The organism is Streptomyces sp. NPDC058579 (genome assembly GCF_042718575.1).
Taxonomy (GTDB): domain Bacteria; phylum Actinomycetota; class Actinomycetes; order Streptomycetales; family Streptomycetaceae; genus Streptomyces.
Map to the genome: position 1 here is coordinate 112,342 of NZ_JBHXPI010000010.1, position 24,142 is coordinate 136,483.

17 protein-coding genes are annotated in these 24,142 nt (G+C 72.3%); 6 read left to right on the forward strand and 11 right to left on the reverse strand.

The annotated features are described in order from the left end of the window. Positions 1 to 63: 63 nt before the first annotated feature. The 4 genes from ACFWRO_RS15640 to ACFWRO_RS15655 form a co-directional block, all read right to left on the reverse strand. Positions 64 to 1,704: a protein kinase gene (locus ACFWRO_RS15640; protein WP_384509951.1), complete on the reverse strand. Its 1,641-nt coding sequence runs from the start codon at positions 1,702 to 1,704 to the stop codon at positions 64 to 66. Between the two features lie 172 nt (positions 1,705 to 1,876). Further along, the gene (locus ACFWRO_RS15645) at positions 1,877 to 4,633 is read right to left on the reverse strand and encodes a serine/threonine protein kinase (RefSeq protein ID WP_384509952.1); all 2,757 of its coding nucleotides are present in this window, start codon (positions 4,631 to 4,633) and stop codon (positions 1,877 to 1,879) included. 164 nt (positions 4,634 to 4,797) lie between these two features. After that, entirely contained in the window at positions 4,798 to 7,095 is a 2,298-nt protein-coding gene (locus ACFWRO_RS15650) for a protein kinase (RefSeq protein WP_384509955.1), read from the reverse strand. A 279-nt stretch (positions 7,096 to 7,374) separates the two neighbouring features. Beyond that, on the reverse strand, positions 7,375 to 9,081 hold the full coding sequence (locus ACFWRO_RS15655; RefSeq protein ID WP_384509958.1) for an FAD-dependent oxidoreductase: 1,707 nt from the start codon (positions 9,079 to 9,081) through the stop codon (positions 7,375 to 7,377). 226 nt (positions 9,082 to 9,307) lie between these two features. On the opposite strand from ACFWRO_RS15655, the gene ACFWRO_RS15660 reads away from it, so the two are divergent. Next, positions 9,308 to 10,549: a nucleotide sugar dehydrogenase gene (locus ACFWRO_RS15660; protein ID WP_384509960.1), complete on the forward strand. Its 1,242-nt coding sequence runs from the start codon at positions 9,308 to 9,310 to the stop codon at positions 10,547 to 10,549. Positions 10,550 to 10,621: 72 nt separating this feature from the next. Here ACFWRO_RS15660 and ACFWRO_RS15665 read toward each other — a convergent pair whose 3' ends face one another. The 4 genes from ACFWRO_RS15665 to ACFWRO_RS15680 form a co-directional block, all read right to left on the reverse strand. Continuing rightward, positions 10,622 to 11,746, reverse strand: a complete 1,125-nt coding sequence (locus tag ACFWRO_RS15665) for a GuaB3 family IMP dehydrogenase-related protein (protein WP_384509962.1) — start codon at positions 11,744 to 11,746, stop codon at positions 10,622 to 10,624. Positions 11,747 to 11,851: 105 nt separating this feature from the next. Further along, a complete protein-coding gene (gene guaB / locus ACFWRO_RS15670; RefSeq protein ID WP_384509965.1) occupies positions 11,852 to 13,354 on the reverse strand; it encodes an IMP dehydrogenase in 1,503 nt (500 codons plus the stop codon). Positions 13,355 to 13,494: 140 nt separating this feature from the next. After that, complete coding sequence (locus ACFWRO_RS15675) at positions 13,495 to 14,070, reverse strand: sigma-70 family RNA polymerase sigma factor (protein ID WP_384509968.1); 576 nt, start codon at positions 14,068 to 14,070, stop codon at positions 13,495 to 13,497. Positions 14,071 to 14,355: 285 nt separating this feature from the next. Continuing rightward, positions 14,356 to 14,967, reverse strand: a complete 612-nt coding sequence (locus tag ACFWRO_RS15680; protein ID WP_003948568.1) for a response regulator transcription factor — start codon at positions 14,965 to 14,967, stop codon at positions 14,356 to 14,358. Positions 14,968 to 15,420: 453 nt separating this feature from the next. On the opposite strand from ACFWRO_RS15680, the gene ACFWRO_RS15685 reads away from it, so the two are divergent. Then, positions 15,421 to 15,786 (forward strand): WhiB family transcriptional regulator, encoded by a 366-nt coding sequence (locus ACFWRO_RS15685; RefSeq protein ID WP_362013720.1) that lies wholly within the window; start codon positions 15,421 to 15,423, stop codon positions 15,784 to 15,786. Between the two features lie 150 nt (positions 15,787 to 15,936). Here ACFWRO_RS15685 and ACFWRO_RS15690 read toward each other — a convergent pair whose 3' ends face one another. Continuing rightward, on the reverse strand, positions 15,937 to 16,842 hold the full coding sequence (locus ACFWRO_RS15690; RefSeq protein ID WP_384509971.1) for a LysR family transcriptional regulator: 906 nt from the start codon (positions 16,840 to 16,842) through the stop codon (positions 15,937 to 15,939). Between the two features lie 79 nt (positions 16,843 to 16,921). Between ACFWRO_RS15690 and ACFWRO_RS15695 the strand changes: the two genes are divergently transcribed. Continuing rightward, a complete protein-coding gene (locus ACFWRO_RS15695) occupies positions 16,922 to 17,596 on the forward strand; it encodes an MOSC domain-containing protein (RefSeq protein ID WP_384509974.1) in 675 nt (224 codons plus the stop codon). A 39-nt stretch (positions 17,597 to 17,635) separates the two neighbouring features. Continuing rightward, positions 17,636 to 18,409, forward strand: a complete 774-nt coding sequence (locus ACFWRO_RS15700) for an SDR family NAD(P)-dependent oxidoreductase (RefSeq protein ID WP_384509981.1) — start codon at positions 17,636 to 17,638, stop codon at positions 18,407 to 18,409. A 37-nt stretch (positions 18,410 to 18,446) separates the two neighbouring features. Here ACFWRO_RS15700 and ACFWRO_RS15705 read toward each other — a convergent pair whose 3' ends face one another. Beyond that, a complete protein-coding gene (locus ACFWRO_RS15705; protein ID WP_384509984.1) occupies positions 18,447 to 20,285 on the reverse strand; it encodes a DUF2264 domain-containing protein in 1,839 nt (612 codons plus the stop codon). Positions 20,286 to 20,471: 186 nt separating this feature from the next. Between ACFWRO_RS15705 and ACFWRO_RS15710 the strand changes: the two genes are divergently transcribed. Then, positions 20,472 to 21,596, forward strand: a complete 1,125-nt coding sequence (locus tag ACFWRO_RS15710; RefSeq protein ID WP_384509987.1) for a substrate-binding domain-containing protein — start codon at positions 20,472 to 20,474, stop codon at positions 21,594 to 21,596. Between the two features lie 88 nt (positions 21,597 to 21,684). Then, a complete protein-coding gene (locus ACFWRO_RS15715; RefSeq protein WP_384509990.1) occupies positions 21,685 to 22,383 on the forward strand; it encodes an ester cyclase in 699 nt (232 codons plus the stop codon). 94 nt (positions 22,384 to 22,477) lie between these two features. On the opposite strand, the gene groL is transcribed toward ACFWRO_RS15715, so the two are convergent. Continuing rightward, positions 22,478 to 24,100, reverse strand: a complete 1,623-nt coding sequence (gene groL, locus ACFWRO_RS15720) for a chaperonin GroEL (RefSeq protein WP_384509993.1) — start codon at positions 24,098 to 24,100, stop codon at positions 22,478 to 22,480. Between the last annotated feature and the right edge of the window lie 42 nt (positions 24,101 to 24,142).

The following is a 24,142-nucleotide window of genomic DNA, read 5'->3' on the forward strand; positions in this document are numbered from 1 at the left end:
CAGGGGCTTACGGTCGGCCGGGAGTGCGAATTCCGCGCGCTTCGCATCCCTGCGGTCCGTTCGTCAGTCCGCCTGCTCGCCCGGGGCCCGCCAGTGCCGGACGACGATGTCGAACTGCTCCCTGGTGGTCTCCCAGCTCGATTCCGGCGAGGCCATGAAGATGGCGTACTCGGTGCCGTCGTCCCCGAAGTACAGCTGGTCGATGGCGTGTCTCGGGCCCGGGAAGTTCTGCTTCTCGAGCCAGGTGAACTCCCACCGGGCGGAGCGGACCTGGTCGCGGTACGTGTTCTGGTTCAGCCAGACGCGCTTGTACTGGGCCCGCTTCTTCAGCGTCTTCTCCAGGTCAAGCACGTGCACGTACGGGTTCTCGAAGTCGGGCGTGGGGTCGATGCTGATCCGGATCCGGTGGCGGCCGTTGTCCGGCGTGTAGTCGACGTTGTCGCCGTCCTCCCGCCGCTTCCAGCCGTCGGGCACCACCAGGCTGAAGCCCTTGCGGTCCTCGACGCGGTGCCAGCCGACCGGAACGGTGTCCTGCTCCTTCGGCGTCGCGACGGGCTGCGTGCTCTGGCCGCTGCCCTGCGCGCCCTTGCCGCCCCCCGAGTAGTTCATTGCGGCGAAGACGGCTCCACCGGCGACAAGGCCTGCGAGGACGGCCGCCAGGACCGCCGTACGCCACCGGCCACGGCCCTTGGCCTCAGGACCGGGACGGTGGCCGGGACCGGCGAGCTGAGGCACGGTGGCGGGCCCGGGGGTGGCCGGGGACGCCGGGTCGTCCTGGGTGGCCGGGAGCGGGGTGGTGGCGGAGGTCAGCTCGTCGCGACCGACCCGCCGCGTCGGTACGTACGCCTGGGCCGCCTCCGGGGTACGGCCCTCCATGGCGTCCAGCAGCATCCGCTCGGCCTCGTCGGCGCCCGGCCGCTCCGCCGGGTCCTTGCGGAGCAGGGCCACGATGACGGAGGCCAGCGCGCCCGCCTTCGCCGGGTGCGGAGGCTCCTCGGTCACGACCGCCTGCATGGTGCTGATCGGCGAGGTCCGCCGGAACGGCGAGGTGCCCTCCACCGCCGTGTACAGCGTCGCGCCCAGCGACCAGAGGTCCGAGGCCGGGCCGGGATCGCCGCCCCGTACCCGTTCGGGCGCCAGATAGTCGATGGAGCCGACGAGTTCACCGGTCCGGGTGATCGTCGAGTCGCCCTCGATCGCCGCGATGCCGAAGTCGGTGAGCAGGACCCGCCCGTCGCGGGCGAGGAGCACGTTGCCGGGCTTGACGTCCCGGTGGAGCACCCCGGCGGCGTGCGCGGCGCGCAGGGCCCCGAGGACGTGCAGTCCGATGCGGGCCGCCTCGCGCGCCTCGATCGTGCCGGTCTCCTTCGCGGCGTCCGCGAGCGAGGGCCCGTCGACGTACTGCATGACGATCCACGGCCGGTCGTCGTGCTCGAGGACGTCGTGGACGGTGACGACGCCGGGGTGGGTGATCCGCGCGGCGGCGCGGGCCTCCTTCTGCGTACGGGCGTGCAGCACGAGGCGGTCGGCCTCGGCGACGAACCGACCCGCCGTCAACTCCTTGACCGCCACCACCCGGTGCAGGACCTCGTCGTGCGCCCGCCAGACCTTGCCCATGCCGCCGCGACCGATGGTCTCGCCCAGCCTGTACCGTCCGGCCAGCAGCAGCCCCGCGCCCGTGTCCGTGCCCTGAGAATGTTCCACAGTCCCCCGCCCGTTCCTTCGGATGACAGGTTACGGAGGGGGAGACGGGGGACGGAACCTCGGGGCTCGCAAAGGAACCGCACTGTGACCGGCGGGGAGCGGTACGACGGACCCGATGGCGGTCCGACCGCGCACCCGACGGCGGTCCGACGACTGTGCGGCGGGGAGCGGTTCAGCGGGTCGCGCGGTAGACCTTCACCGCCTGGTCGTAGATCTCGGAGACCTTGTCGCGCTCGCTCTCCGGGCCGATGACCTGCACGACGTGGTAGCGGCCGGCCTCGATCAGGGCGAGGTTGCGGACGAAGACCTCACGCCCCGTGGTGTCCTGCCAGGTGAACTGGCCCACCGCCATGACCTGCTGCCCCACCTCGATCCGGCGCAGACCGGAGGCGCTCGACCAGGAGGAGTCCCGCCACGGCTGGAGCTCGCGCTCCTTGGTGCGCTGGTACGCCATCGGGTCCGAGCCGTTGGCCTGCACGGTGTCCCGGCCGGGGACGACGATGAGGACGAAATCGCCCCCTGTGTAGCGGATTTGTCCGGCGTCGTTGATCGGGCTGCGCCGCCAGCCCTCGGCGACACCGACCTCGAAGCCCTCCGGGTCCTTGCGGAGGGTGTACCCGGCGGCGAGGCCGGCGGCGCCGGGGTTGGCGGTGGTGGGGTTGGCAGTGGTGGCCGGTGGTGTTGTCTTCGTAGTGCTCGGCTTCGCGCTGGGCGTGGAACTGGGCTTGGAGCTGGGCTTGGGTCCGCCCGTCGGCGTGACGGACTGCCCGGCGGGCAGTTGCCCGTCCGCGCCGTCCTTGCCGCCCTCGGGCAGGAACAGCACGGCGTACGCCATGACGCCGACGAGCAGGAGCAGGATCGCCAGGAGGAGCGTCAGGCCGAGGGAGCGCGGGGAACGGGGAGCCGCACCCGCGCCGCGCGGGGCCCGGGGCGGGCGCGGGGCGCGCGGGGCACGCTGCGGAAGCTCCTCGTGGAAGTGCTCCTGCGGGAACTCCTGCCGGAAGTCCTGCCGGGAGCCCTGCCGGAACTCCCGCCGTTGCTCTTCGCGCAGCTCCTCCCGCTGCACCTCTCGCTGCTCCTCCCGGGTGCCGACGTCCTGCCTGCCACCGCCCTTCCGGTGGCGGTGGCGGCCGCCCGCCGCGCCCCCTCGGCGCCTGCGGACCAGCTCGCCACGGCGCCGTACGATCGGCAGCTTCGTCTCGTCGACGGACGGCAGCGGTATGACGCCGACGCCCGCGTCCGGCTCCGGGGCGGAGCGGACGAGGGAGCGGAGCCAGCCGCTCAGCTCCTCGAAGTCAGGGCGCTCGGTGGGGTCCTGGCGGAGCAGCGACTCGACAACGGGCCGCAGCGGGCCGCACTCCTCGGCGTAGGCCGGGGGCTCGGCGCAGACCAGCTGGACGAGCTCGGCGGCGCTTTCCTCGGGGTACGGGGCGTGGCCCTGGACGGCACGGTAGAGCAGCGCGCCGAGCGCCCAGAGGTCGGTGGAGGGGCCGATGGGCGGGGCCAGGCGCCAGTTCTCGTGGACCGGTCCCGCCTGCTCGGGCGCCCAGCGCTCGGTGACCGCGCCGACGACGGCGATCCGTGCCTGGCGGGCCCGTTCGGCGGCGAGCCGGGTGGCGGGGCCCCGGTAGAGGGCCAGGGGCGCGTCACCCTGCGCTCCCGCCGCGCCGTCCCAGCCGCCGGAGGCCGGTGCGGGTACGGGGGCGGGCTCGGGGTCCGGGAGCTGCGCGGGGGTGTAGCCGGCCGGGAGGGCGGGCAGCGCGGGGCTGCCGCCCGCGGGGATGGGACCGGAGGCGTCGCGCGAGGCGTGCGGGCCGTCGCTCCAGGACCCGGCGAGCATCGCGCGCGTGGGACCGCTGTCTTCGCTCCCGTACCCCTTGCGGTACGGAGCCGGGTACTCGTCCTCGTCGACGTCGTCCTCGTCCTCGTCGTCCCCGGTCTGGGACCACCAGTGCGGCTCGGGCCCGAGGCCCTGGGCTGGTACGGGGGCGGGCGCGGGCGGCATCGGGGGGTACGGGGCCGGGGGTTCGGCGTCGGACGCGGACTCGGGGGCGGGCTCGGGGGTCGGGCGCTGCACCGGGACGACCCCGGTCTCGCCGATGTGCGCGGCGGCGCGGGCTCCCGCCCGGTACGCCGCGATGGCGCCCGCACGGGCGGCCCGGACGTCGACGGCCGGCGGGGCGGCGCCCGCGGGAAGCTCGGGCCGCGCGACGGGCGCACCGGCGCCCGCGTCCGGAACCTCGAACTCGGGGCCCTCTTCCGCCGACTCCTCCCCGGCGACGGGCCACTCCTGGCCCGGACCGCCGTCCTCGCCCTCCCCCTCGTCCTCGTCGGCGAACGGCACCGGTGCGTAGCCGCACAGGGCCTCCTCCGCCGCGCCCGCCGCGAGGCCGGTGAGGACCACGCGTCCGTCGTCGCAGACGAGGACGGTCCTGGGCGTGATGTTCCGGTGGGTCCAGCCGTGGGCGTGCAGCGCGCGCAGGGCGGTGAGGACGTCGGAGCCGATCTCGGCCGCGCGGTACGGGGTCAGCGGCCCCTCGGCGAGGAGCGCGGCGAGCGGCCTGGCCGCGACCAGTTCACTCACTATCCACAGCGAACCGGCCTCCGCGAACACGTCGAAGACCTGGTCCAGCCTGGGGTGGTCCGGGATCTGCGCGGCGGCCTGGGCCGCCTCGACCGCGCGGCGCACCGCCGGGTCGGTGGGCCGCCGGGTCGCCCGGCCGGAACTCGCCCGGTGCGGGGCGTACCCCCGGCCGTCCTCGTCGACCATTTCCGCGTCGATCACCTCGGGCAACGGCACCTGGTGGACCAGGACTTCCTGCCCGCTGTAGGTGTCGAAGGCGCGGGTCTCGACGAGTTCGTACGCGTCCTCGGGCGGTACGGGCAGGCGATAGCGGTCGGCGAGCACCCTTCCCGCGTAGTCGTCCACGACGCCTCCCCACCGAGCGCGCTGTCCCCCGGGTCGCACGGATCCCGCTCAGCTCATGAATCGCGCGGACCGCGCGAAACCGTCAATTCCGATCCGGGACCGCACAGTTGGCGATGGATTTCGGCTGCGTACGGTCCACGGCCTCTCACGATACGTGGCGCCGGTCAGTCCTTGGGGCTGAACGTGGCGAACGCCGTGTCCCGCAGGGTCTTGCACGCGGAGCCGTCCCACTCGTCCGCCTTGCAGGTGATCATGATCGAGTAGCCATGGGTGGCGTCGACCTTGAAGCCCCGGTTCAGTATCCGGACGCGCATGCCCTTCTCGGTGCGCTCGAACTCCCAGTCGGCGACCGTCGGGTACCCCTTGTACGAGACGGTCTTTATGCCGATGTGCTTGTAGCCGTTGCTGCTGGCGGAGACGGTGGCCACGGCCGCGCTCCACGCGGCGGCCGCGTCGTCCTTCGGGCTGCCGTTGTAGTCGACCTGGACGCGCGGGTACCCGCCGTCGGCGTTGAAGATCCCGCCCGAGTTCCGGCCCGCTATGCCGTTGAGCCGGAACGTGGACGGCATCGCCATGGAGAAGTGGAACCGGCTGTTCGTCACCATGGTGTAGCCGGCGGGCAGCTGCGTCCCGGGCGCGCCCGTACTGGGCTTCCCGGACGGCGTACCGGTCTGCCCGCCCGAACCCGAGCCCGAGCCCGATCCTGAGCCCGGGTCGGCCGACTGTTCGCCGCCCTGCTGACCGGGGTCGCTCGGGGTCTGGCCCTTGCCCTGGGTGGAGGAGTCGCCGTTGCCCGCGGTGGCGCCCGCGGTCGCCGTCTTGTCGGAGCCCTTGCCGCCGCCCTTGTTGTCCTTGGCGTCGTCACCGCCGCCGAGGGCGACGGCGAGGATGGTGCCGAGCAGGGCGAGGACCACGATCCCCGCGATGATGACGAGCGTGCGGCGCGGTACGACGTCGGTGAGCGAGGCCCGCGGCTGCGCCGGCCTGTTCGCCCCCTGGATCGGCTCCGGCTTGGGCCGCGGCTCGGAACGCGCCGTCGCGGCCGCGTTCCGTACGGACTTCAGCGCGCCGCGCATCCGCTCGGCGCCCGTGTCCGTGGCCTTCTCCCGCGCGGCGGACGGCGCCTGCCTCGGCGGCTCCGGGGGAACCGGCGGCAGCGGTACGACCCTGGTGGCCTCGACCGACGGCTCCGGCTCCACGACCGGCGCGGGCGCGTCGAGCACGGCGCGCAGCAGCACGCGCGCGCCGCCGTCGTCGAGCCGCTGGTCGGGGTCCTTGGCCAGCAGGCCGTAGATGACCTTCTCGAGCAGCGGCCCGGCGTTCTTCGGCGGGTCGACGGGCTCGGTCATCACGGCGGTCAGCGTCGCGATCGCGGAGCCCTTGTCGTACGGCGGGCTGCCCTCGACGCTCGCGTACAGCAGTCCGCCGAGCGACCACATGTCGGCGGCGGGGCCCGGCTTGTGGCCGCGGGCCCGCTCGGGCGAGATGTACGAGGGCGCGCCGACGAGCATGCCGGTGGAGGTGATCGAGGGGTCGCCCTCGACCTGCGCGATGCCGAAGTCGGTGAGGACGACCCGGCCGTCCTCGGCGATCAGGACGTTGGACGGCTTCACGTCACGGTGCAGGATGCCCTGGCGGTGCGCGGAGCGGAGCACGTCGAGGATGGCGAGGCCGACCTCGGCGGCGCGGTGCGGGGTGAGCGTGCCGTCCTCGCGGACGGCGTCGGCGAGGGACTTGCCCTCGATCAGCTCCATGACGATCCACGGCCGGTCGTCCTCGTCGACGACGTCGTAGACGGTCACGGCGCCGTTGTTACGGATCCGGGCGATGGCCTTGGCCTCGCGCAGGGTCCGGGTGATGAGGCGTCGCTTCTCGTCGTCGTCGATGCTGTTGGGGAAGCGGAGCTCCTTGACGGCCACGGTCCGGCCGAGGGTCTCGTCGACCGCGCGCCACACCGTGCCCATGCCGCCGCGCCCGAGCACCCCGTCGAGCCGATACCGCCCGGCGAGCAACCGCCCCTCGGCGGGCACTCCACCGCTCGCCCCCGCGCCGGACTTCCGGAGCGACGACGGCACGGCGTCGGCCGGTTCGGAGGCCTTGGCCTTCGCGGCCTGCGGCTCCGCACCCGGCGCGTCGGCCTTCGTCGCCACGGGCTTCCGCCCGGCTTCCGGCTTCTCCGGCTCGGGCGCCTTCTCGGCCTCAGGCGCCTTCTCCGGCTCAGGCGCCTTCTCCGCGCCCCCAGGCGCGGCCTCGGCCACGCCCTCGGTCGCGGCCGCCTCCGTGCCCGGACCCGTGCCCACGCCCGCGTCCGGACCCGCGCCCGTGTCCGTTCCGGACTTCACGTCCGGTTCCGCCTCACGTGCCGCGGGGACCACGCCCCGGTCGCCGTCGGTTCCGGCACCCGCGCCGGCGTCCCGCCGAGGGTCCCGCGCCGTGTCCCGCGACTGCTCCGCCTCCGACATGCGTCCCCTCTGCGATCCCTGATCTTCGCCCGCGTCCGCCGCTTGCCGCGCGATGCGGTAACCCGCCCTGGAAGAGAGCCCATTGTCTCTCACCCCGGGACCGTTCCCGCTCCCGGGTCCGCACTCCGAGAGGACGGCCCCGCGGGAAAGCGCTCCCACTCCGACACCCGACGCGGGCGCACCCCCTTCGGGTTCCACACCCGTACGGACAGGATGCCGCACCCCGCCCCCAACGTCCCCTCTCGGACGCGGAGTTCGTACCGGACCCGCCCGAACGGGTCAGATCGGCACGATGTCCGGGGCGCCGAGCCGGGCCGCGTCCGCCGTCAGGTCGTCCGGCTGCCGCTGCGACTCGCGCTCCGCCTCCACCCGCTTCTCGTAGTGCTCGACCTCCTTCTCGATCTGCCGCTCGTCCCAGCCGAGCACCGGCGCCATCAGCTCGGCGCACTCCCGCGCGCTGAGCGTCCCGCGGTCGAAGGTCTCGATCGAGATACGGGTGCGCCGGGTCAGGACGTCGTCCAGGTGGCGGGCGCCCTCGTGGGAGGCGGCGTAGACGATCTCGGCGCGCAGATAGTCCTCGGCCCCCGTCAGCGGCTCGGCGAGGCCCGGGTCGGCGGCGATGAGCTCCAGGATCTCCTCCGTCAGCGAACCGAACCTGTTGAGCAGATGCTCGACGCGCACGACATGGAGGCCGGTCCTGGCGGCGATCCTGGCCCGGGCGTTCCACAGCGCCTTGTACCCCTCGGCTCCCAGGAGCGGGATGTCCTCGGTGACGCAGGCGGCGACCCGCTGGTCGAGCGCGTGCACGGCCTCGTCCACGGCGTCCTTGGCCATCACCCGGTAGGTGGTGTACTTGCCGCCGGCCACGACGACCAGGCCGGGGACCGGGTGCGCGACGGTGTGTTCGCGCGAGAGCTTGCTCGTGGCGTCCGACTCGCCGGCCAGCAGGGGCCGCAGGCCCGCGTAGACGCCCTGGACGTCGTCCCGGGTGAGCGGCACCGCGAGGACGCTGTTCACATGCTCCAGGAGATAGTCGATGTCGGCGCTGGAGGCGGCCGGGTGGGCCTTGTCCAGGTCCCAGTCGGTGTCGGTGGTGCCCACGATCCAGTGCCGTCCCCACGGGATCACGAACAGCACGGACTTCTCGGTGCGCAGGATCAGTCCGCTGTTGGAGTGAATCCGGTCCTTGGGCACGACCAGGTGGATGCCCTTCGAGGCCCGGACGTGGAACTGCCCGCGCTCCCCGATGAGCGCCTGGGTGTCGTCCGTCCACACCCCGGTCGCGTTCACGAGCTGCTTCGCGCGGATCTCGTACTCGCCGCCCGCCTCCACGTCCTGGACCCGGGCACCCACCACTCGCTCGCCCTCGCGCAGGAAGCCGATGACCCGGGCACGGCTGGCGACCTTCGCGCCGTAGCTCGCGGCCGTACGGACGAGGGTGGCGACGAAGCGGGCGTCGTCCATCTGGGCGTCGTAGTACTGCAACGCGCCGACCAGGGCGTCCTTCTTCAGGCAGGGGGCCACCCGCAGGGCGTTGCGACGCGAGAGGTGGCGGTGCACCGGGAGGCCTCGGCCGTGGCCCGAGGAGAGGGACATCGCGTCGTACAGCGCGACGCCCGAGCCCGCGTAGAACCGCTCCCACCCCTTGTGCTGCAAGGGGTAGAGGAAGGGGACGGGCTTCACCAGGTGCGGGGCGAGCCGCTCCAGGAGCAGGCCGCGCTCCTTCAACGCCTCCCGCACCAGCGCGAAGTCCAGCATCTCCAGATAGCGCAGGCCGCCGTGGATCAGCTTGCTCGACCGGCTCGACGTGCCGGACGCCCAGTCCCGGGCCTCTACGAGACCCGTCGAGAGTCCTCTCGTGACCGAGTCGAGCGCCGTGCCCGCGCCGACCACTCCGGCTCCGATGACCAGCACGTCCAGTTCACGCTCGGCCATCGCCGCGAGCGCCTCGGCGCGCTCGGCCGGTCCCAGTGTCGCTGTCCTCACCGCTGCCTCCCGTCGTCCCCCGCGTGATCGGGCACCACAGTCTCGATTCTGGCCCGGCCCTCCGACTTCAGCCACCGCCTGTGGATAACACTCGGCGACCTTTGACCTCCCAATACGGCATATCGGTCATATTTACGCCTAGTCTGACATTGCGCTCGCCCCGTTCTGTCCACCGGGCTTGCGCGTCTCGTCCCCTCCGGCTACAGGGAAGGACGGCCCACCCCCCATGCCCGCTGACCTCGCCGTCATCGGCCTCGGCCACCTCGGACTCCCCCTCGCCCAGGCCGCGATCGCCGCCGGGATCAACACCATCGGCTACGACACCGATCCCCGGCCCGTCGCCGAACTCGCCGCCGGCCGCTCGCCCGTCGACGGCTCGCTCACCGCATCGGAGATCCGCCGGATGCTCTCGGGGGGCTTCCGGCCCACCACCGACCCGGCCGAACTCGGCCGGGTCCGTACCGCCGTCATCTGCGCCCCGACCCCGGTCGGCCCGGACCGGACCCTCGACCTGACCGCCGTGCTCGATGCCGCGCGCGCCCTCGCCGCCCGCCTGCGCCCCCACACGACGGTGCTGCTCGAATCACCGGTCCACCCCGGCACCACCGAAGGTGTGCTGCGGGGCGTCCTGGAGGAGGGCTCCGGGCTGCGCGCGGGCCGCGACTTCCACCTGGCGTACTCCCCCGGCCGCCTCGACCCCGGCAACCGCGCCCACGGCTTCGCGGGCACCCCCAAGGTCATCGGCGGCCTCACCCCCGCCTGCACCGAGTCCGCCGCCGCCTTCTACGGCCGGCTCACCGACAAGGTGGTACGCGCGCGTGGCCCGCGCGAGGCCGAGACGGTCAAGCTCCTGGAGACCAACTTCCGGCACGTCAACATCGCCCTGGTCAACGAGATGTCGGTGCTCTGCCACGAGCTCGGCGTCGACCTCTGGGACGTCATCCGCTGCGCCGAGACCAAGCCCTTCGGCTTCCAGGCCTTCCGCCCGGGCCCCGGTGTCGGCGGCCACGGCGTCCCCGTGGACACCATCGGCCCCCACCGCCCGCTCCGCATGGTCGAGCTGGCGAGCCAGGTCAACGACCGCATGCCGAGCTACGTCGTCCAGCGCTGCGCGACCCTCCTCAACGAGCACGGCAAGTCGGCCCGGAGCGCCCGGGTGCTTCTGCTGGGCGTCACGTACAAACCCGATCTCGCCGACCGCGAGAGCTCCCCCGCCGACGAGATCGCCCGCCGCCTCATGGACCTGGGCGCGGTGGTCAGCTACCACGACCCGCACGTCCCGGACTGGCGCGTCCGCGACCTCCCGGTCCCCCGCGCGGACTCCCTCTACGAGGCCGCCGCCCACGCCGACCTGACGGTGCTTCTGCAGCACCACCGCACGTACGACCTCCAGGGCCTGTCGGTCAAGGCCCAGCTCCTCCTCGACACCCGCGGCGCCACCCCGGCGGGCGCGGCCCACCGCCTCTGACGCCGCCCAGAAAACGAGAGGGGCCCCGCACCACCCGGTGCGGGGCCCCTCTGCGTACGTACGAGAACCGCGTCAGCGCTTGTGCTGCGAGTCCGCGACCGTGACCTCGACGCGCTGGAACTCCTTGAGCTCGCTGTAGCCCGTCGTCGCCATCGCGCGGCGCAGGGCGCCGAAGAAGTTCATCGAGCCGTCCGGGGAGTGCGACGGGCCCGTGAGGATCTCCTCGGTCGTCCCGACGATGCCCAGGTCGACCAGCTTGCCGCGCGGCACGTCCTCGTGGACGGCCTCCATGCCCCAGTGGTGACCCTTGCCCGGCGCGTCCGTCGCGCGGGCCAGCGGGGAGCCCATCATGACCGAGTCCGCGCCGCAGGCGATCGCCTTCGGCAGATCGCCCGACCAGCCCACACCGCCGTCGGCGATCACGTGGACGTACCGGCCGCCGGACTCGTCCATGTAGTCGCGGCGGGCCGCGGCCACGTCGGCGACCGCGGTCGCCATCGGGACCTGGATGCCGAGCACGTTGCGCGTGGTGTGCGCCGCGCCGCCGCCGAAGCCGACCAGGACACCCGCCGCGCCGGTGCGCATCAGGTGCAGGGCCGCGGTGTACGTGGCGCAGCCGCCGACGATGACCGGGACGTCGAGCTCGTAGATGAACTGCTTGAGGTTCAGCGGCTCGGCCGCGCCGGAGACGTGCTCGGCGGAGACCGTGGTGCCGCGGATGACGAAGATGTCCACGCCGGCGTCGACGACGGCCTTGGAGAACTGCGCGGTGCGCTGCGGGGAGAGCGCGGCGGCGGTGACGACGCCCGAGTCGCGCACCTCCTTGATGCGCTGCCCGATCAGCTCCTCCTTGATCGGAGCGGCGTAGATCTCCTGGAGACGGCGGGTCGCGGTGGCCTCGTCCATCTCGGCGATCTCGTCGAGCAGCGGCTGCGGGTCCTCGTGCCGAGTCCACAGGCCTTCGAGGTTCAGGACGCCCAGGCCGCCCAGCTCGCCGATCCGGATGGCGGTCTGCGGCGACACGACCGAGTCCATGGGGGCGGCCAGGAAGGGGAGCTCGAAGCGGTAGGCGTCGATCTGCCAGGCGATCGAGACCTCCTTCGGGTCCCGGGTGCGCCGGCTCGGTACGACGGCGATGTCGTCGAACGCGTACGCCCTGCGGCCGCGCTTGCCGCGCCCGATCTCGATCTCAGTCACGATGTGTGGCCTTTCCCTCTACGTCTGCGCCTACCAGTATCCCCGACACACGCGCGTGGGGCGGTTCCGGCCACATACCGGAACCGCCCCACGCGTCGCGCAGCGTTACTTCCTGCTGTAGTTCGGCGCCTCGACCGTCATCTGGATGTCGTGCGGGTGGCTCTCCTTGAGGCCCGCCGAGGTGATCCGCACGAAGCGGCCCTTGGACTCCATCTCGTCGATGGTGGCGGCGCCCACATAGCCCATCGTCTGGCGCAGACCGCCGACGAGCTGGTGCAGCACGTTGGCGAGCGGGCCGCGGTAGGGCACCTGGCCCTCGATGCCCTCGGGCACGAGCTTGTCGTCGGCGGCGACCTCGGCCTGGAAGTAGCGGTCCTTCGAGTACGAGCGGCCCTGGCCGCGCGACTGCATGGCGCCGAGCGAGCCCATGCCGCGGTACGACTTGAACTGCTTGCCGTTGATGAACTGGAGCTCGCCGGGCGACTCCTCGCAGCCCGCGAGCAGGCTGCCGAGCATCACCGTGCTGGCACCGGCGGCGAGCGCCTTGCCGATGTCGCCGGAGTACTGCAGGCCGCCGTCGCCGATGACCGGGACCCCGGCCGCGCGGGCCGCGAGCGCCGCCTCGTAGATCGCGGTGACCTGCGGGACGCCGATTCCGGCGACCACGCGCGTGGTGCAGATGGAGCCGGGTCCGACGCCGACCTTGACGCCGTCGACACCGGCGTCGATCAGGGCCTGGGCGCCGTCACGGGTCGCCACGTTGCCGCCGATCACGTCCACCTTCACGGTGGACTTGATCTTCGCCATCCAGCTCAGGGCGTTGCTGTTGTGGCCGTGGGAGGTGTCCACGACCAGGAAGTCCACACCGGCGGCGGCCAGCGCCTGGGCGCGGTCCAGCGCCTCCGGGCTCGCGCCCACCGCGGCGCCGACGATCAGCCGGCCCTCGACGTCCTTCGCCGCGTTCGGGTACTGCTCGGCCTTCACGAAGTCCTTGACCGTGATGAGGCCCTTGAGCACACCCGCGTCGTCGACGAGCGGAAGCTTCTCGATCTTGTGGCGGCGCAGCAGCTCCATGGCGTCCACACCGCTGATGCCGACCTTGCCGGTGACGAGCGGCATCGGCGTCATGACCTCGCGGACCTGACGGCCGCGCTCGGACTCGAACGCCATGTCGCGGTTGGTGACGATGCCGAGCAGCTTGCCCGCGCCGTCCGTGACCGGGACACCGCTGATCCGGAACTTGGCGCAGAGCGCGTCCGCCTCGGCGAGCGTGGCGTCCGGGTTCACGGTGATCGGGTCGGTCACCATGCCGGACTCGGAGCGCTTCACGAGGTCGACCTGGTTGACCTGGTCCTCGATGGACAGGTTGCGGTGCAGCACGCCGACGCCGCCCTGCCGCGCCATGGCGATGGCCATGCGGGACTCGGTGACCTTGTCCATCGCGGCGGAGAGCAGGGGGATGTTCACCCTGACGTTGCGCGAGATGCGGGACGAGGTGTCGACCGCGTTCGGCAGCACTTCCGACGCGCCCGGCAGCAGCAGCACATCGTCGTAGGTCAGCCCGAGTGTCGCGAATTTCTCGGGCACTCCGTCGACGTTGGCAGTCATGACACCTTCCCCAGATGGCCTTGATCGGTGCGGATGTCCATGCTAACGGGCCTCGACGGTGTCTCATTCCACGATCAAGATCAGAGAGCAGCTTTGGACGTTCGTACGTGTACGTGAGGGCCACCGGCCCTCGTCGACCCTTACTGCTCGGCCAGCGCCCGGAGCCGGCTGAGCGCGCGGTGCTGCGCGACCCGTACGGCCCCTGGGGACATCCCGAGCATCTGGCCGGTCTCCTCGGCCGTGAGGCCCACCGCCACCCGCAGCACCAGCAGCTCCCGCTGGTTCTCCGGAAGGTTGGCGAGGAGCTTCTTGGCCCATTCGGCATCGTCGCTGAGCAGCGCGCGTTCCTCGGGGCCCAGGGAGTCGTCGGGCCGCTCGGGCATCTCGTCGGACGGGACGGCCGTCGAGCCCGGGTGCCGCATCGCGGCGCGCTGGAGATCGGCGACCTTGTGTCCGGCGATGGCGAAGACGAAGGCCTCGAAGGGCCTGCCCGTGTCCTTGTAGCGCGGCAGCGCCATCAGGACGGCGACGCAGACCTCCTGCGCGAGGTCCTCGACGAAGTGGCGAGCATCACCGGGCAGCCGGCTCAGTCGCGTACGGCAATAGCGCAGGGCGAGGGGGTGCACGCGCGCCAGAAGGTCGTGCGTGGCCTGTGCGTCGCCCTCGACGGCACGGTGAACGAGTGCACCGATCACCGTGGTCTCGTCGTCGCGCATCGCTCCATGGTGCCTTGACGCCTCAGAATCCGTGGCACCGCGTCCATAGTTGTGCACCGAAGCGTTATGAGTAGGTGCGCCGGAACTCATCTCCTGCGCCCTCCCCTTCCGCTCGATCGACTCGTCCCCGAGGAACTCCACACCATCAAGGATGCGGCATCCCGCGCGGAAGTGACACAAGCCGTCGTTTCGGAGACCCGGGCGGCCGCCTTCGCGGAGCCCCGGACTGCCGCCCCGTCCGCGCTCGGCGGACGGGGACGCGGCCTGTCGTCGGCACGCGAGGTCCTAGCGGACCAGGCCCCAACGGAAGCCGAGGGCGACGGCGTGCGCCCGGTCCGAGGCGCCCAGCTTCTTGAACAGCCGGCGCGCGTGCGTCTTCACCGTGTCCTCGGAGAGGAAGAGCTCGCGCCCGATCTCCGCGTTGGACCGGCCGTGGCTCATGCCTTCGAGCACCTGGATCTCGCGTGCGGTGAGCGTCGGTGCCGCGCCCATCTCGGCCGACCGCAGCCGGCGCGGGGCGAGCCGCCAGGTCGGGTCGGCGAGCGCCTGGGTGACCGTGGCCCGCAGCTCGGCGCGCGAGGCGTCCTTGTGCAGGTACCCGCGGGCACCGGCGGCGACCGCGAGTGCGACGCCGTCCAGGTCCTCGGCGACGGTCAGCATGATGATGCGGGCGCCCGGGTCCGCGGAGAGCAGCCGGCGGACGGTCTCGACGCCGCCAAGACCGGGCATGCGTACGTCCATCAGAATCAGGTCCGAGCGGTCCGCGCCCCAGCGGCGGAGGACTTCCTCGCCGTTGGCCGCGGTGGTCACGCGCTCCACACCGGGCACGGTCGCGACCGCTCGGCGAAGAGCCTCTCGGGCAAGCGGGGAGTCGTCGCAGACGAGGACGGATGTCATGGCCGCCCTCCGCAGCTGTTGCACGTCACCTAAAGCCTCCAGGGCTGGTACGTATCGTCACCTGTGCGGTTGACGCCCTCGGACACCTGCCCGAGCACTTGTTCCTTCAACCGCCTCCGCACTCTCAACGACGGTCACTCGAAAGAGTTACGGGTCGGACGGCTGCCTTCGGCACTCTACGTGAGGGAGCGAACGCGGAGGAGAGCGCCGCAGGTCATCCGTCCTTCAGTGGAAGCTATGCCCCATTTAGCGGGATTTCTTCCCTTTTTGAGGTGTCTGTGGCTAGATTCGCAATGAGTCATATTTACATCTACTTAGACAGTAGTTGTACGGTCGGATCAAGCCCGCGGCAGCGGGTACGCGAGACCCACGGGGGGGTGAAGGGCCCCCGGCTCATCGGCCATCCACCCGCCCAACCAATCCGTTCGACACGGCTTCAAGGGGACAAGCGCAATGGCAGATTTCTCCCGCCTTCCCGGACCCAACGCCGATCTGTGGGACTGGCAACTCCTCGCGGCCTGCCGCGGAGTCGACAGCTCCCTGTTCTTCCACCCCGAGGGAGAGCGCGGCGCGGCACGGAGTGCGCGTGAGAACTCGGCGAAAGAGGTCTGCATGCGGTGCCCGGTACGCGCGGAGTGCGCGGCACACGCACTGGCCGTACGCGAGCCCTACGGCGTATGGGGCGGCCTCACCGAGGACGAACGCGAAGAGCTCATGGGACGAGCCCGCAATCGCCTGATCACGGCTTCGGCCACGACCTCGTCGCCACGGCCCGCGACGGCGTCGACAGCGGGTCCGGCAGGTCTGGGGCGAGCCTGAGCACGAGGACACGACAGTTCGAAGGAACGTTTCTGCTCGGGCGGTGACGGCCGGGTACGGCGCCGCGCCGCACGCGGCCCGGGGGCGTGCGGAGCGGCACCGGCCCGGCCGGCACACCACCGACCGGCCGTTGGACCCGCCGAAGAGGCGCTACGCGCGCGTGGCCGCCCGGCCCGCCGCGCGGGTGAGTTCGTCCAGGGTGGCGGCGACCGCCGGGACCTGGGCCAGGTCGGGCAGCGTGAGGGCGACGATCTCGCGCTCCACGGCCGGTTCGACGACCACGGTCCTGGCTCCCTTGGGGCGTACGGACTCGATGGCGAGCTCCGGCAGGACCGCGACGCCGAGGCCGGCGCCGACGAGCCCGACCACGGCCGGGTAGTCGTCGGTGGCGAAGTCGATGCGCGGGACGAACCCCGCCTCCTCGCACACGTCCACCAACTGGCGCCGGCAGCGCGGGCAGCCCGCGATCCAGGACTCGTCGGCCAGTTCGGCGATGGACACGGCCTCCGCGTCGGCGAGGCGGTGCCCTTCGGGGACCAGGCCCACGAGGCGGTCGGCGAGCAGCGGGCGGACGATCAGGTCGTCCCACTCCGCCTGCCCCGCTCCGTAACGGAAGGCCAGGGCCACGTCGCAGTCGCCCTCGCGGAGCATCTCGATCGAGCGCGGCGGCTCGGCCTCGACCAGCGAGACGCGCGTGCCCGGGTGGGCCGCGCGCAGGGCGGCGAGGGCGGTGGGGACCAGCGTGGAGCTGCCGCTGGGGAAGGAGACGAGCCGGACGCGGCCGGCGCGGAGTCCGGCGATCGCGGCGACCTCCTCCTCGGCGGCGGTGAGCCCCGCGAGGATGCCGGAGGCGTGCCGCACGAGGGCCTCGCCTGCCTGCGTGAGGCGCATCTCGCGGCCGGTCCTGATCAGCAGGGGCGTGCCGGCGGAGGTCTCGAGCGCCTTCATCTGCTGGCTCACCGCGGGCTGGGTGCAGCCCAGTTCGCGCGCGGCGGCGGAGAAGGAGCCGGTCGCGGCGACGGCGCGCAGGACGCGGAGATGGCGGGCCTCGATCATGGGTCAAGCATAAGCGAAGCTTGGGTCATCGGTCGAATATTCGCTCGACGCTTTGAGCGAGGTCGCCTATTGTTCCCTCATGAAGCTTCTGTCCCTGAACCTGGGCCGCCCGAAGACCGTCGCGTACACCGAGCACCCCGAGGGCGTCACCGGCATCGACAAGCGGCCGGTGCCGGGGCCCGTGCGGGTGACCGCGCCCGGGCCCAAGGGGATCGGCGCGAGCGGGGTCGCCGGGGACACCGTGTGCGACACCCGGCACCACGGCGGCAACGACCAGGCGGTCTACGCGTACGCGCGCGAGGACCTGGACACCTGGGAGAAGCTCCTGGACCGCACGATCCCGAGCGGCGCCTTCGGCGAGAACCTCACCACCGAGGGCGTCGACGTCTCCGGCGCGCTGATCGGCGAGCGGTGGCGGATCGGGCCCGACCTGCTCCTGGAGGTCTCCTCCAGCCGGATCCCGTGCCGGACCTTCCAGGGGCACCTGGACGAGAAGGGCTGGGTCAGGCGGTTCACCGGGGAGGCCGTGCCGGGCGCGTACCTGCGGGTCGTCGAGCCGGGCGAGATCAGGCAGGGCGACGCGATCGAGGTGGTGCACCGACCGGACCACGAGGTCACCGTGGCCTTCGAGTTCCGGGCCGTCACGACCGAGCGCCCGCTGCTGCCGCGCGTGCTCGCCGCCGGGGACGCGCTGCACCCGGACACCCTGCGCAAGGCGCGCGGCTACGTGGAGAAGTACGGCACAGGCTCCTGACCTCCGGGGCCGCCGCGCGGGGCACTAACGTTGCCCCGTATGACGACTGCACTGATTACGGGCGCGACGGCGGGGATCGGGGCCGCGTTCGCGCGGAAGCTGGCGGCGGACGGACACGATGTCGTGCTCGTCGCCCGCGATGTGACGCGACTGCGGGAGCAGGCGACCGAACTGCACGACCGGCACGGCATCGAGGCCGAGGTGCTCGCCGCGGACCTGGCCGAGGAGAAGGGGATCGCGGCCGTGGAGGCCCGGCTCTCCGACCCCAAGCAGCCGGTGGACCTGCTGGTGAACAACGCCGGGTTCGGCAACAAGGGCCGGTTCCTCGAAGTCTCCATGGCCGACGAGTTGAAGATGCTGACCGTGCACTGCGAGGCGGTGCTCCGGCTGACCTCGGCGGCGGCGGAGTCCATGCGCGCCCGCGGCCGGGGCGGGGTCGTCAACGTGGCGTCGGTGGCGGCCTTCGTGCCGCGCGGCACGTACGGGGCGTCGAAGGCCTGGGTCGTGCAGTTCACCCAGGGCGCGGCGCGGGACCTCGCGGGCAGCGGCGTACGGCTCATGGCGCTCTGCCCGGGCTTCGTACGGACCGAGTTCCACGAGCGGGCCGGGATGGGGACGGACAACATCCCGAGCTGGATGTGGCTCGACGCCGACAAGCTGGTGACCGAGGCGCTGAACGACCTGACGCGCGGCAAGACCCTGTCCATCCCCGACCCCCGCTACAAGGCGCTGATGGGCGTGGTGAAGCTGGCGCCGCGCGGACTGCTCGGCGGGGTCTCCTCCAAGGCGGGGCGCAAGTACGGGCCGAAGTGAGCACCGGCTCCGGCTGGTCGGGGAGGGCTGCGAGGACTTAGAGGGCTTCGACGTCGAGCAGGGAGTCGAGGTCGAGTGCGGTCGTGGTGCCGTTCCGCCAGGTCACGTGGAGTGTGCGGGCGGTGATCCGGACCGTCGCGAGGGTGGTGACGGAGGCCGGGTCCGGTTCGGCGGTGAGCGAGGCCAGGGCCACGAAGAGGGAGCCGGGTCCCGCGGTGGTGCCGTGCAGGGCCGCCGTGCGCGAGGCCGGGCCGCCCTGGAGCGTGCCGCCCGTGGCCAGTCGGACGGTGTCGGTCGCGGGCGGGTAGCCGTGGACGGCGTGGAGTTGGGCGGTCGGGCCGTCCGGTGTGGTGGCCCAGCCCGTCTGGCGTACGGGAGTTCCGGCGGGGGCGCCGAGAACGAGGTGGGCGCGCACCTCGGCGCGGCCGTGGGCCAGCGTCGCGGAGAGGACGCGGATCCCCGGGAGCGGGGTGTGCAGCGAGGCGGCCCAGTCGGGGCCGGTACTCAGGGGCGTCGCGGGGCCGCGCCGGGTGACCCTGCCGTCGACGACCAGGGCGAAGTGGTTGTCCGCTGCGTCGGGGGCGGCCGTCGGTCCCGTACGGGTGGAGTACGCGAAGCGGGCGTAGCCGGAGTCGTCCTCGGCGCCCGCCGCCTGGGTGCTGCTGCCGTGGTTGTGGAGGCGTACGAGGCCGTCGGCGGCCGTGGTCTGGAGGAGGAGCGCGGCAGGGGTCACGGCCCGTACGGTGTCGGCGCGTTCGGCGGGGAGGGGTTCCTCGGGGTCGGTCCAGGCCGGGTGGTCGGCGGGCAGCAGGAGGCCGAGGAAACCCTTGGCCGCCCAGTAGGGGGAGGCGGGTCCCGAGTAGTCCTGGACGACCGGCGGGTACGGGCCGTGCCAGCCGAGCGTGAGCAGCCCGCGCTCGTCGCACGCGCCCCGGTCGAGGAAGTACCGCACCGCGCCGGAGGCCAGGCGGCGGGTGGCGCCCGGGGTGAGCGGGGTGTGGCCGGTGAGCGCGCCGAGCCAGGGCGCGGCGGCCGCGGCGAAGCGGTAGATCAGGGAACGCCCGTACGGGAGCGGGGCGCCGGTCGCGTCGAAGAGGTGGACGTGGTCGGCGAGATGGGCGCGCAGCCGGGGGCCGTGGCGGGCGAGGAGGTCGCGGTCGCCGGCGAGGTGGGCGTGGAGGACGGGATAGAAGTGCAGGGCCCAGCCGTTGTAGTGGTCGAAGGCGCGGTTGTCGCCGTCGCTGTACCAGCCGTCGCCGCGGTACCACTGTTCGATCCGGTCGAGGGAGCGGTCGATCGTGCGGGCCGCGCGGTCGGTCTCGATGCCGGCGTCCTGGAGGAAGCCGGCGACGGTGAGGCCGAAGAGCCACCAGTTGTTGTCGACCGGGGAGGGGTCGAGGGCGGGGCGCAGCCAGTCGACGACGCGCTGCCGGGTGCGGTCGTCCAGGGTGTCCCAGAGCCAGGGGCGGGTCAGCCGCAGCCCTAGGGCAACGGAGGCGGACTCGACGACGGCCTGGCGCACGTCGGTGAGGAGCGGCCAGGAATCGGGCCCGTGGGCACCCGGCGGCTCGGCGGCCGATGCCTCGGTGCCGGCGGTGAGGCCTTCGGCGTAGCGGGGCAGGTGTCCGTGCGGGTCGGCGCCGCCCGCGCCCGCGACGCGTAGTGCGGCGAGCAGGAACGTACGGGCGTGGCCTTCGAGGCCGTCGGAGCGGACGCCGGACCAGCTGGGGCGGGGTCCTGGCAGGTCGATGCGGCCGTGGCGGGGTGAGGCGTACGGCCGGACGGCGAGGAGGAGCCGGTCGGCCGCGTCCTCCCAGTGGGCGCGGGTCCAGCCGGTGAACGGACTGAGCTCACGGTTCTCGGGCGGCGTGGCCACGATGCTGATGCTCCCTGTGTGCTCCCTGAGGCGGACGTCGTCGCCGGGAATCATGAACAGCCTTCGATCGAACGTCAATGAGATCGGAGCGAATGATCGAAACTCCTTGCGTTCGATCATTCTGGCGTAGGCTCCGGCGCGGGGTCCGGCGTCCCGCCGGACCGACCCACCGCGAGGGGATGCACCGTGCGCGAGAGTGCCGCCGAACGACACGCCCGACTCCTGGCCCTGGTGCGCGGGCGCGGCACCGCCCGCGTCGCCGAACTGGCCGACCTGCTCGGCGTCTCCGCCGTGACCGCCCGCCGTGACGTCGAGGCGCTGGCCGCCCAGGGGCTGCTCGACCGGGTGCACGGCCAGGTGTCCTGGCCCGGGCGGCGGGTCGAACCGGGCGGCGCGAGCGGTGCGGGCGGCGCGGCTGCGGCGCGGCGCTCCGGCGAGGGCCTGGTCCTCGGGCTGCTCGCGCCCTCCGCCACGTACTACTTCGCCGAGGTCATCCGGGGCGCGCACGAGGCGGCGGCGCGGGCCGGGGCCCGGCTGATCCTGCGGATCTCGGACTACCGCCCCGAGGAGGACCGCGCCCGCACCGAGGGCCTGCTGTCGGCCGGCGCCCAGGGGGTGCTCGTCGCGCCCGGCTGGCGGGGCCCCGAGGACCGGCCCGCGTACGGGACCTGGCTGGCCGAACTCCCCGTGCCCGCCGTGCTCCTGGAGCGCAGGGCCGAGCCCGGCAGCCCGCTCGACGCCCTGGACCGGGTGGTCTCCGACCACGGCCACGGCGTCCTGCTCGCCCTGCGCCACCTGCTCGGCCTCGGCCACGGCACCCCGCTGCTCGTCGCGCGCGGCGACAGCCCGACCGCGCTCGCGGTGCGCGCCGGGTACGCGGAGGCGCTGGCCACGCTGGACCTGACCGCGCCAGGACCGGTGGTCGACTCCGTACCGGTGGACCAGGACCCGGCGGGGTTCGAGCGCGCGGTAAGGGCGCTGTACGAGGCGGTGAGCGCGGGCCGGGTGAGCGCGGCCCTGGTCCACAACGACGTGGACGCGATCGAGATCGTGCGGCGCCTGGCGGAGCTCGGCGTGAAGGTGCCGGAGGACCTGGCCCTGATCGCGTACGACGACGAGGTCGCCGCCCTCGCCGACACCCCGCTCACGGCGGTCGCCCCGCCGAAGCGCCAAGTAGGGCGGCACGCCATGGAGTTGCTGGTGGAGCGGCTGACGGAGGACCGGGCGGAGGAGGCCGCCCGGCGCCACCTGAGCCTGCTGCCGCGGTTGCGCGTACGGTCTTCGTGCGGGGCACGGGGAGAAGGCGCCTGAGACGCCGCCCACCGGCCTAGGCCGTCGCGCTCATGCCGCCGGGGCCCCGGTCCTAAGATGGAAGGGTCCACCCGGTCCGGGAGGCACCATGACTTTCGTACAGATAATCGATTGCAGGACCAGTCGGTTCGACGACCTGAACCGGCTCATGGACAAGTGGGTCGAACAGACCAAGGGCAAGCGGACGGCCACGCACAGCGTCATCGGCAGGGACCGCTCGGACTCGTCCCACCTCGTGGAGATCGTCGAGTTCCCCTCCTACGAGGTCGCGATGACCAACTCGCAGCTCCCGGAGACGGATCGCATCTTCCGGGAGATGGTCGCGCTCTGTGACGAGATGCCGACGTTCACGGATCTCGACATCATCCGGGACGAGCAGCTGTACAAGTCCAACGCCCGCCGTCTCTTCGAGCTCATGACCGTCGAGGGCGAGCTGCCGCCGCTCGACGAGATCATGGCGGAGGGGTACCACGACCACGATCCGACCAACGAGCAGGACGTCATCGGCATGGACGCGGTCCGCCGCGAGATAGAGATGTGGCGGGCGGGCTTCGACGCCGCGTTCACCGTCAACGACCAGATCGCCGAGGGCGACCGGGTGTGCACCCGGTGGACCTTGATCGCCACGCACACCGGCGACTTCATGGGGCTCCAGCCCAGCGGCATGAAGGTCTCCATGACCGGCACGACCATTCACCAGTTCCGCGGGGACGGCAAGATCACGGAGGGTTGGTGGCAGTACGACCTGCTCGGGCTCATGGGGCAGCTCGGCGCGGTGGAAGGGTAGAACGGACACCAGAAACGCCGAGGTCCGGTGCCCCCCGAGAGGGGCACCGGACCTCAGTGATCAGCTACGAGCGAGCGATCGGCTGCGCGTCGGGTCAGTGCGAGTGACCGTGGCCGTGGCCCGCGTCCGCCGGCTCCTCTTCCTTCTTCTCCACCACGAGGGTCTCGGTGGTGAGGAGGAGGGAGGCGATCGAGGCGGCGTTCTCCAGCGCGGAGCGCGTCACCTTCACCGGGTCGATGACGCCGGCCTTGACCAGGTCGCCGTACTCGCCGGTCGCGGCGTTGAAGCCCTGGCCCTTGTCGAGCTCGGCGACCTTCGAGGTGATGACGTAGCCCTCGAGGCCGGCGTTCTCGGCGATCCAGCGCAGCGGCTCGACGGCGGCGCGGCGGACGACCGCGACACCCGTGGCCTCGTCGCCGGTCTTGCCGAGGTTGCCCTCGAGGACCTTGACGGCGTGGACCAGAGCGGAGCCACCACCGGAGACGATGCCCTCCTCGACCGCGGCGCGGGTCGCGGAGATGGCGTCCTCCAGACGGTGCTTCTTCTCCTTCAGCTCCACCTCGGTGGCGGCGCCGACCTTGATCACGCACACGCCGCCGGCCAGCTTCGCGAGGCGCTCCTGGAGCTTCTCGCGGTCCCAGTCGGAGTCGGTGGACTCGATCTCGGCCTTGATCTGGTTGACGCGGCCCGCGACGTCCTCGGAGCTGCCGCCACCGTCGACGATGACGGTGTCGTCCTTGGTGATCGTCACGCGGCGGGCGGTGCCCAGCACGTCCAGACCGGCCTGGTCGAGCTTGAGGCCGACCTCCTCGGCGATGACGGTGGCACCGGTGAGGGTGGCCATGTCGCCGAGCATCGCCTTGCGGCGGTCGCCGAAGCCCGGGGCCTTGACGGCCACGGCGTTGAAGGTGCCACGGATCTTGTTGACGACCAGGGTCGACAGGGCCTCGCCCTCGACGTCCTCGGCGATGATCAGCAGCGGCTTCGAGGAGCCGGCCTGGATGACCTTCTCCAGGAGCGGCAGCAGGTCCTGGATCGAGGAGATCTTGCCCTGGTTGATCAGGATGTACGGGTCGTCGAGGACGGCCTCCATACGCTCCTGGTCGGTCACCATGTACGGGGACAGGTAGCCCTTGTCGAAGGCCATGCCCTCGGTGAAGTCGAGCTCCAGGCCGAAGGTGTTGGACTCCTCGACGGTGATGACACCGTCCTTGCCGACCTTGTCCATCGCCTCGGCGATGAGCTCGCCGACCTGCTGGTCCTGCGCGGAGAGCGCGGCCACGGCGGCGATGTCGGACTTGTCCTCGATCGGACGGGCGGTCGCGAGCAGCTCGTCGGAGACGGCCTTGACCGCGGCGTCGATGCCCTTCTTCAGGGAGGCCGGGGAGGCGCCGGCGGCGACGTTGCGCAGACCCTCGCGGACGAGCGCCTGGGCGAGCACGGTGGCGGTGGTGGTGCCGTCACCCGCGATGTCGTTGGTCTTGGTCGCCACCTCCTTCACCAGCTGGGCACCGAGGTTCTCGTACGGGTCATCGAGCTCGACCTCGCGGGCGATCGTGACACCGTCGTTGGTGATGGTGGGGGCGCCGAACTTCTTGTCGATGACGACGTTGCGGCCCTTGGGGCCGATCGTCACCTTCACCGTGTCGGCAAGCTTGTTGACGCCGCGCTCAAGGGCGCGACGGGCGTCCTCGTCGAACTTCAGGATCTTCGCCATGGGAGCGATTCAGCCCTCTCGGATTTCGTGGTGAAACTGGTG

Coding starts and splice junctions, on each gene's coding strand:
- ACFWRO_RS15650 (WP_384509955.1), bottom strand. CDS start 7,095: ATGTCGGAGGCGGAGCAGTCGCGGGACACGGCGCGGGACCCTCGGCGG.
- ACFWRO_RS15660 (WP_384509960.1), top strand. CDS start 9,308: ATGCCCGCTGACCTCGCCGTCATCGGCCTCGGCCACCTCGGACTCCCC.
- guaB (WP_384509965.1), bottom strand. CDS start 13,354: ATGACTGCCAACGTCGACGGAGTGCCCGAGAAATTCGCGACACTCGGG.
- ACFWRO_RS15675 (WP_384509968.1), bottom strand. CDS start 14,070: ATGCGCGACGACGAGACCACGGTGATCGGTGCACTCGTTCACCGTGCC.
- ACFWRO_RS15680 (WP_003948568.1), bottom strand. CDS start 14,967: ATGACATCCGTCCTCGTCTGCGACGACTCCCCGCTTGCCCGAGAGGCT.
- ACFWRO_RS15685 (WP_362013720.1), top strand. CDS start 15,421: ATGGCAGATTTCTCCCGCCTTCCCGGACCCAACGCCGATCTGTGGGAC.
- ACFWRO_RS15690 (WP_384509971.1), bottom strand. CDS start 16,842: ATGATCGAGGCCCGCCATCTCCGCGTCCTGCGCGCCGTCGCCGCGACC.
- ACFWRO_RS15695 (WP_384509974.1), top strand. CDS start 16,922: ATGAAGCTTCTGTCCCTGAACCTGGGCCGCCCGAAGACCGTCGCGTAC.
- ACFWRO_RS15700 (WP_384509981.1), top strand. CDS start 17,636: ATGACGACTGCACTGATTACGGGCGCGACGGCGGGGATCGGGGCCGCG.
- ACFWRO_RS15715 (WP_384509990.1), top strand. CDS start 21,685: ATGACTTTCGTACAGATAATCGATTGCAGGACCAGTCGGTTCGACGAC.
- groL (WP_384509993.1), bottom strand. CDS start 24,100: ATGGCGAAGATCCTGAAGTTCGACGAGGACGCCCGTCGCGCCCTTGAG.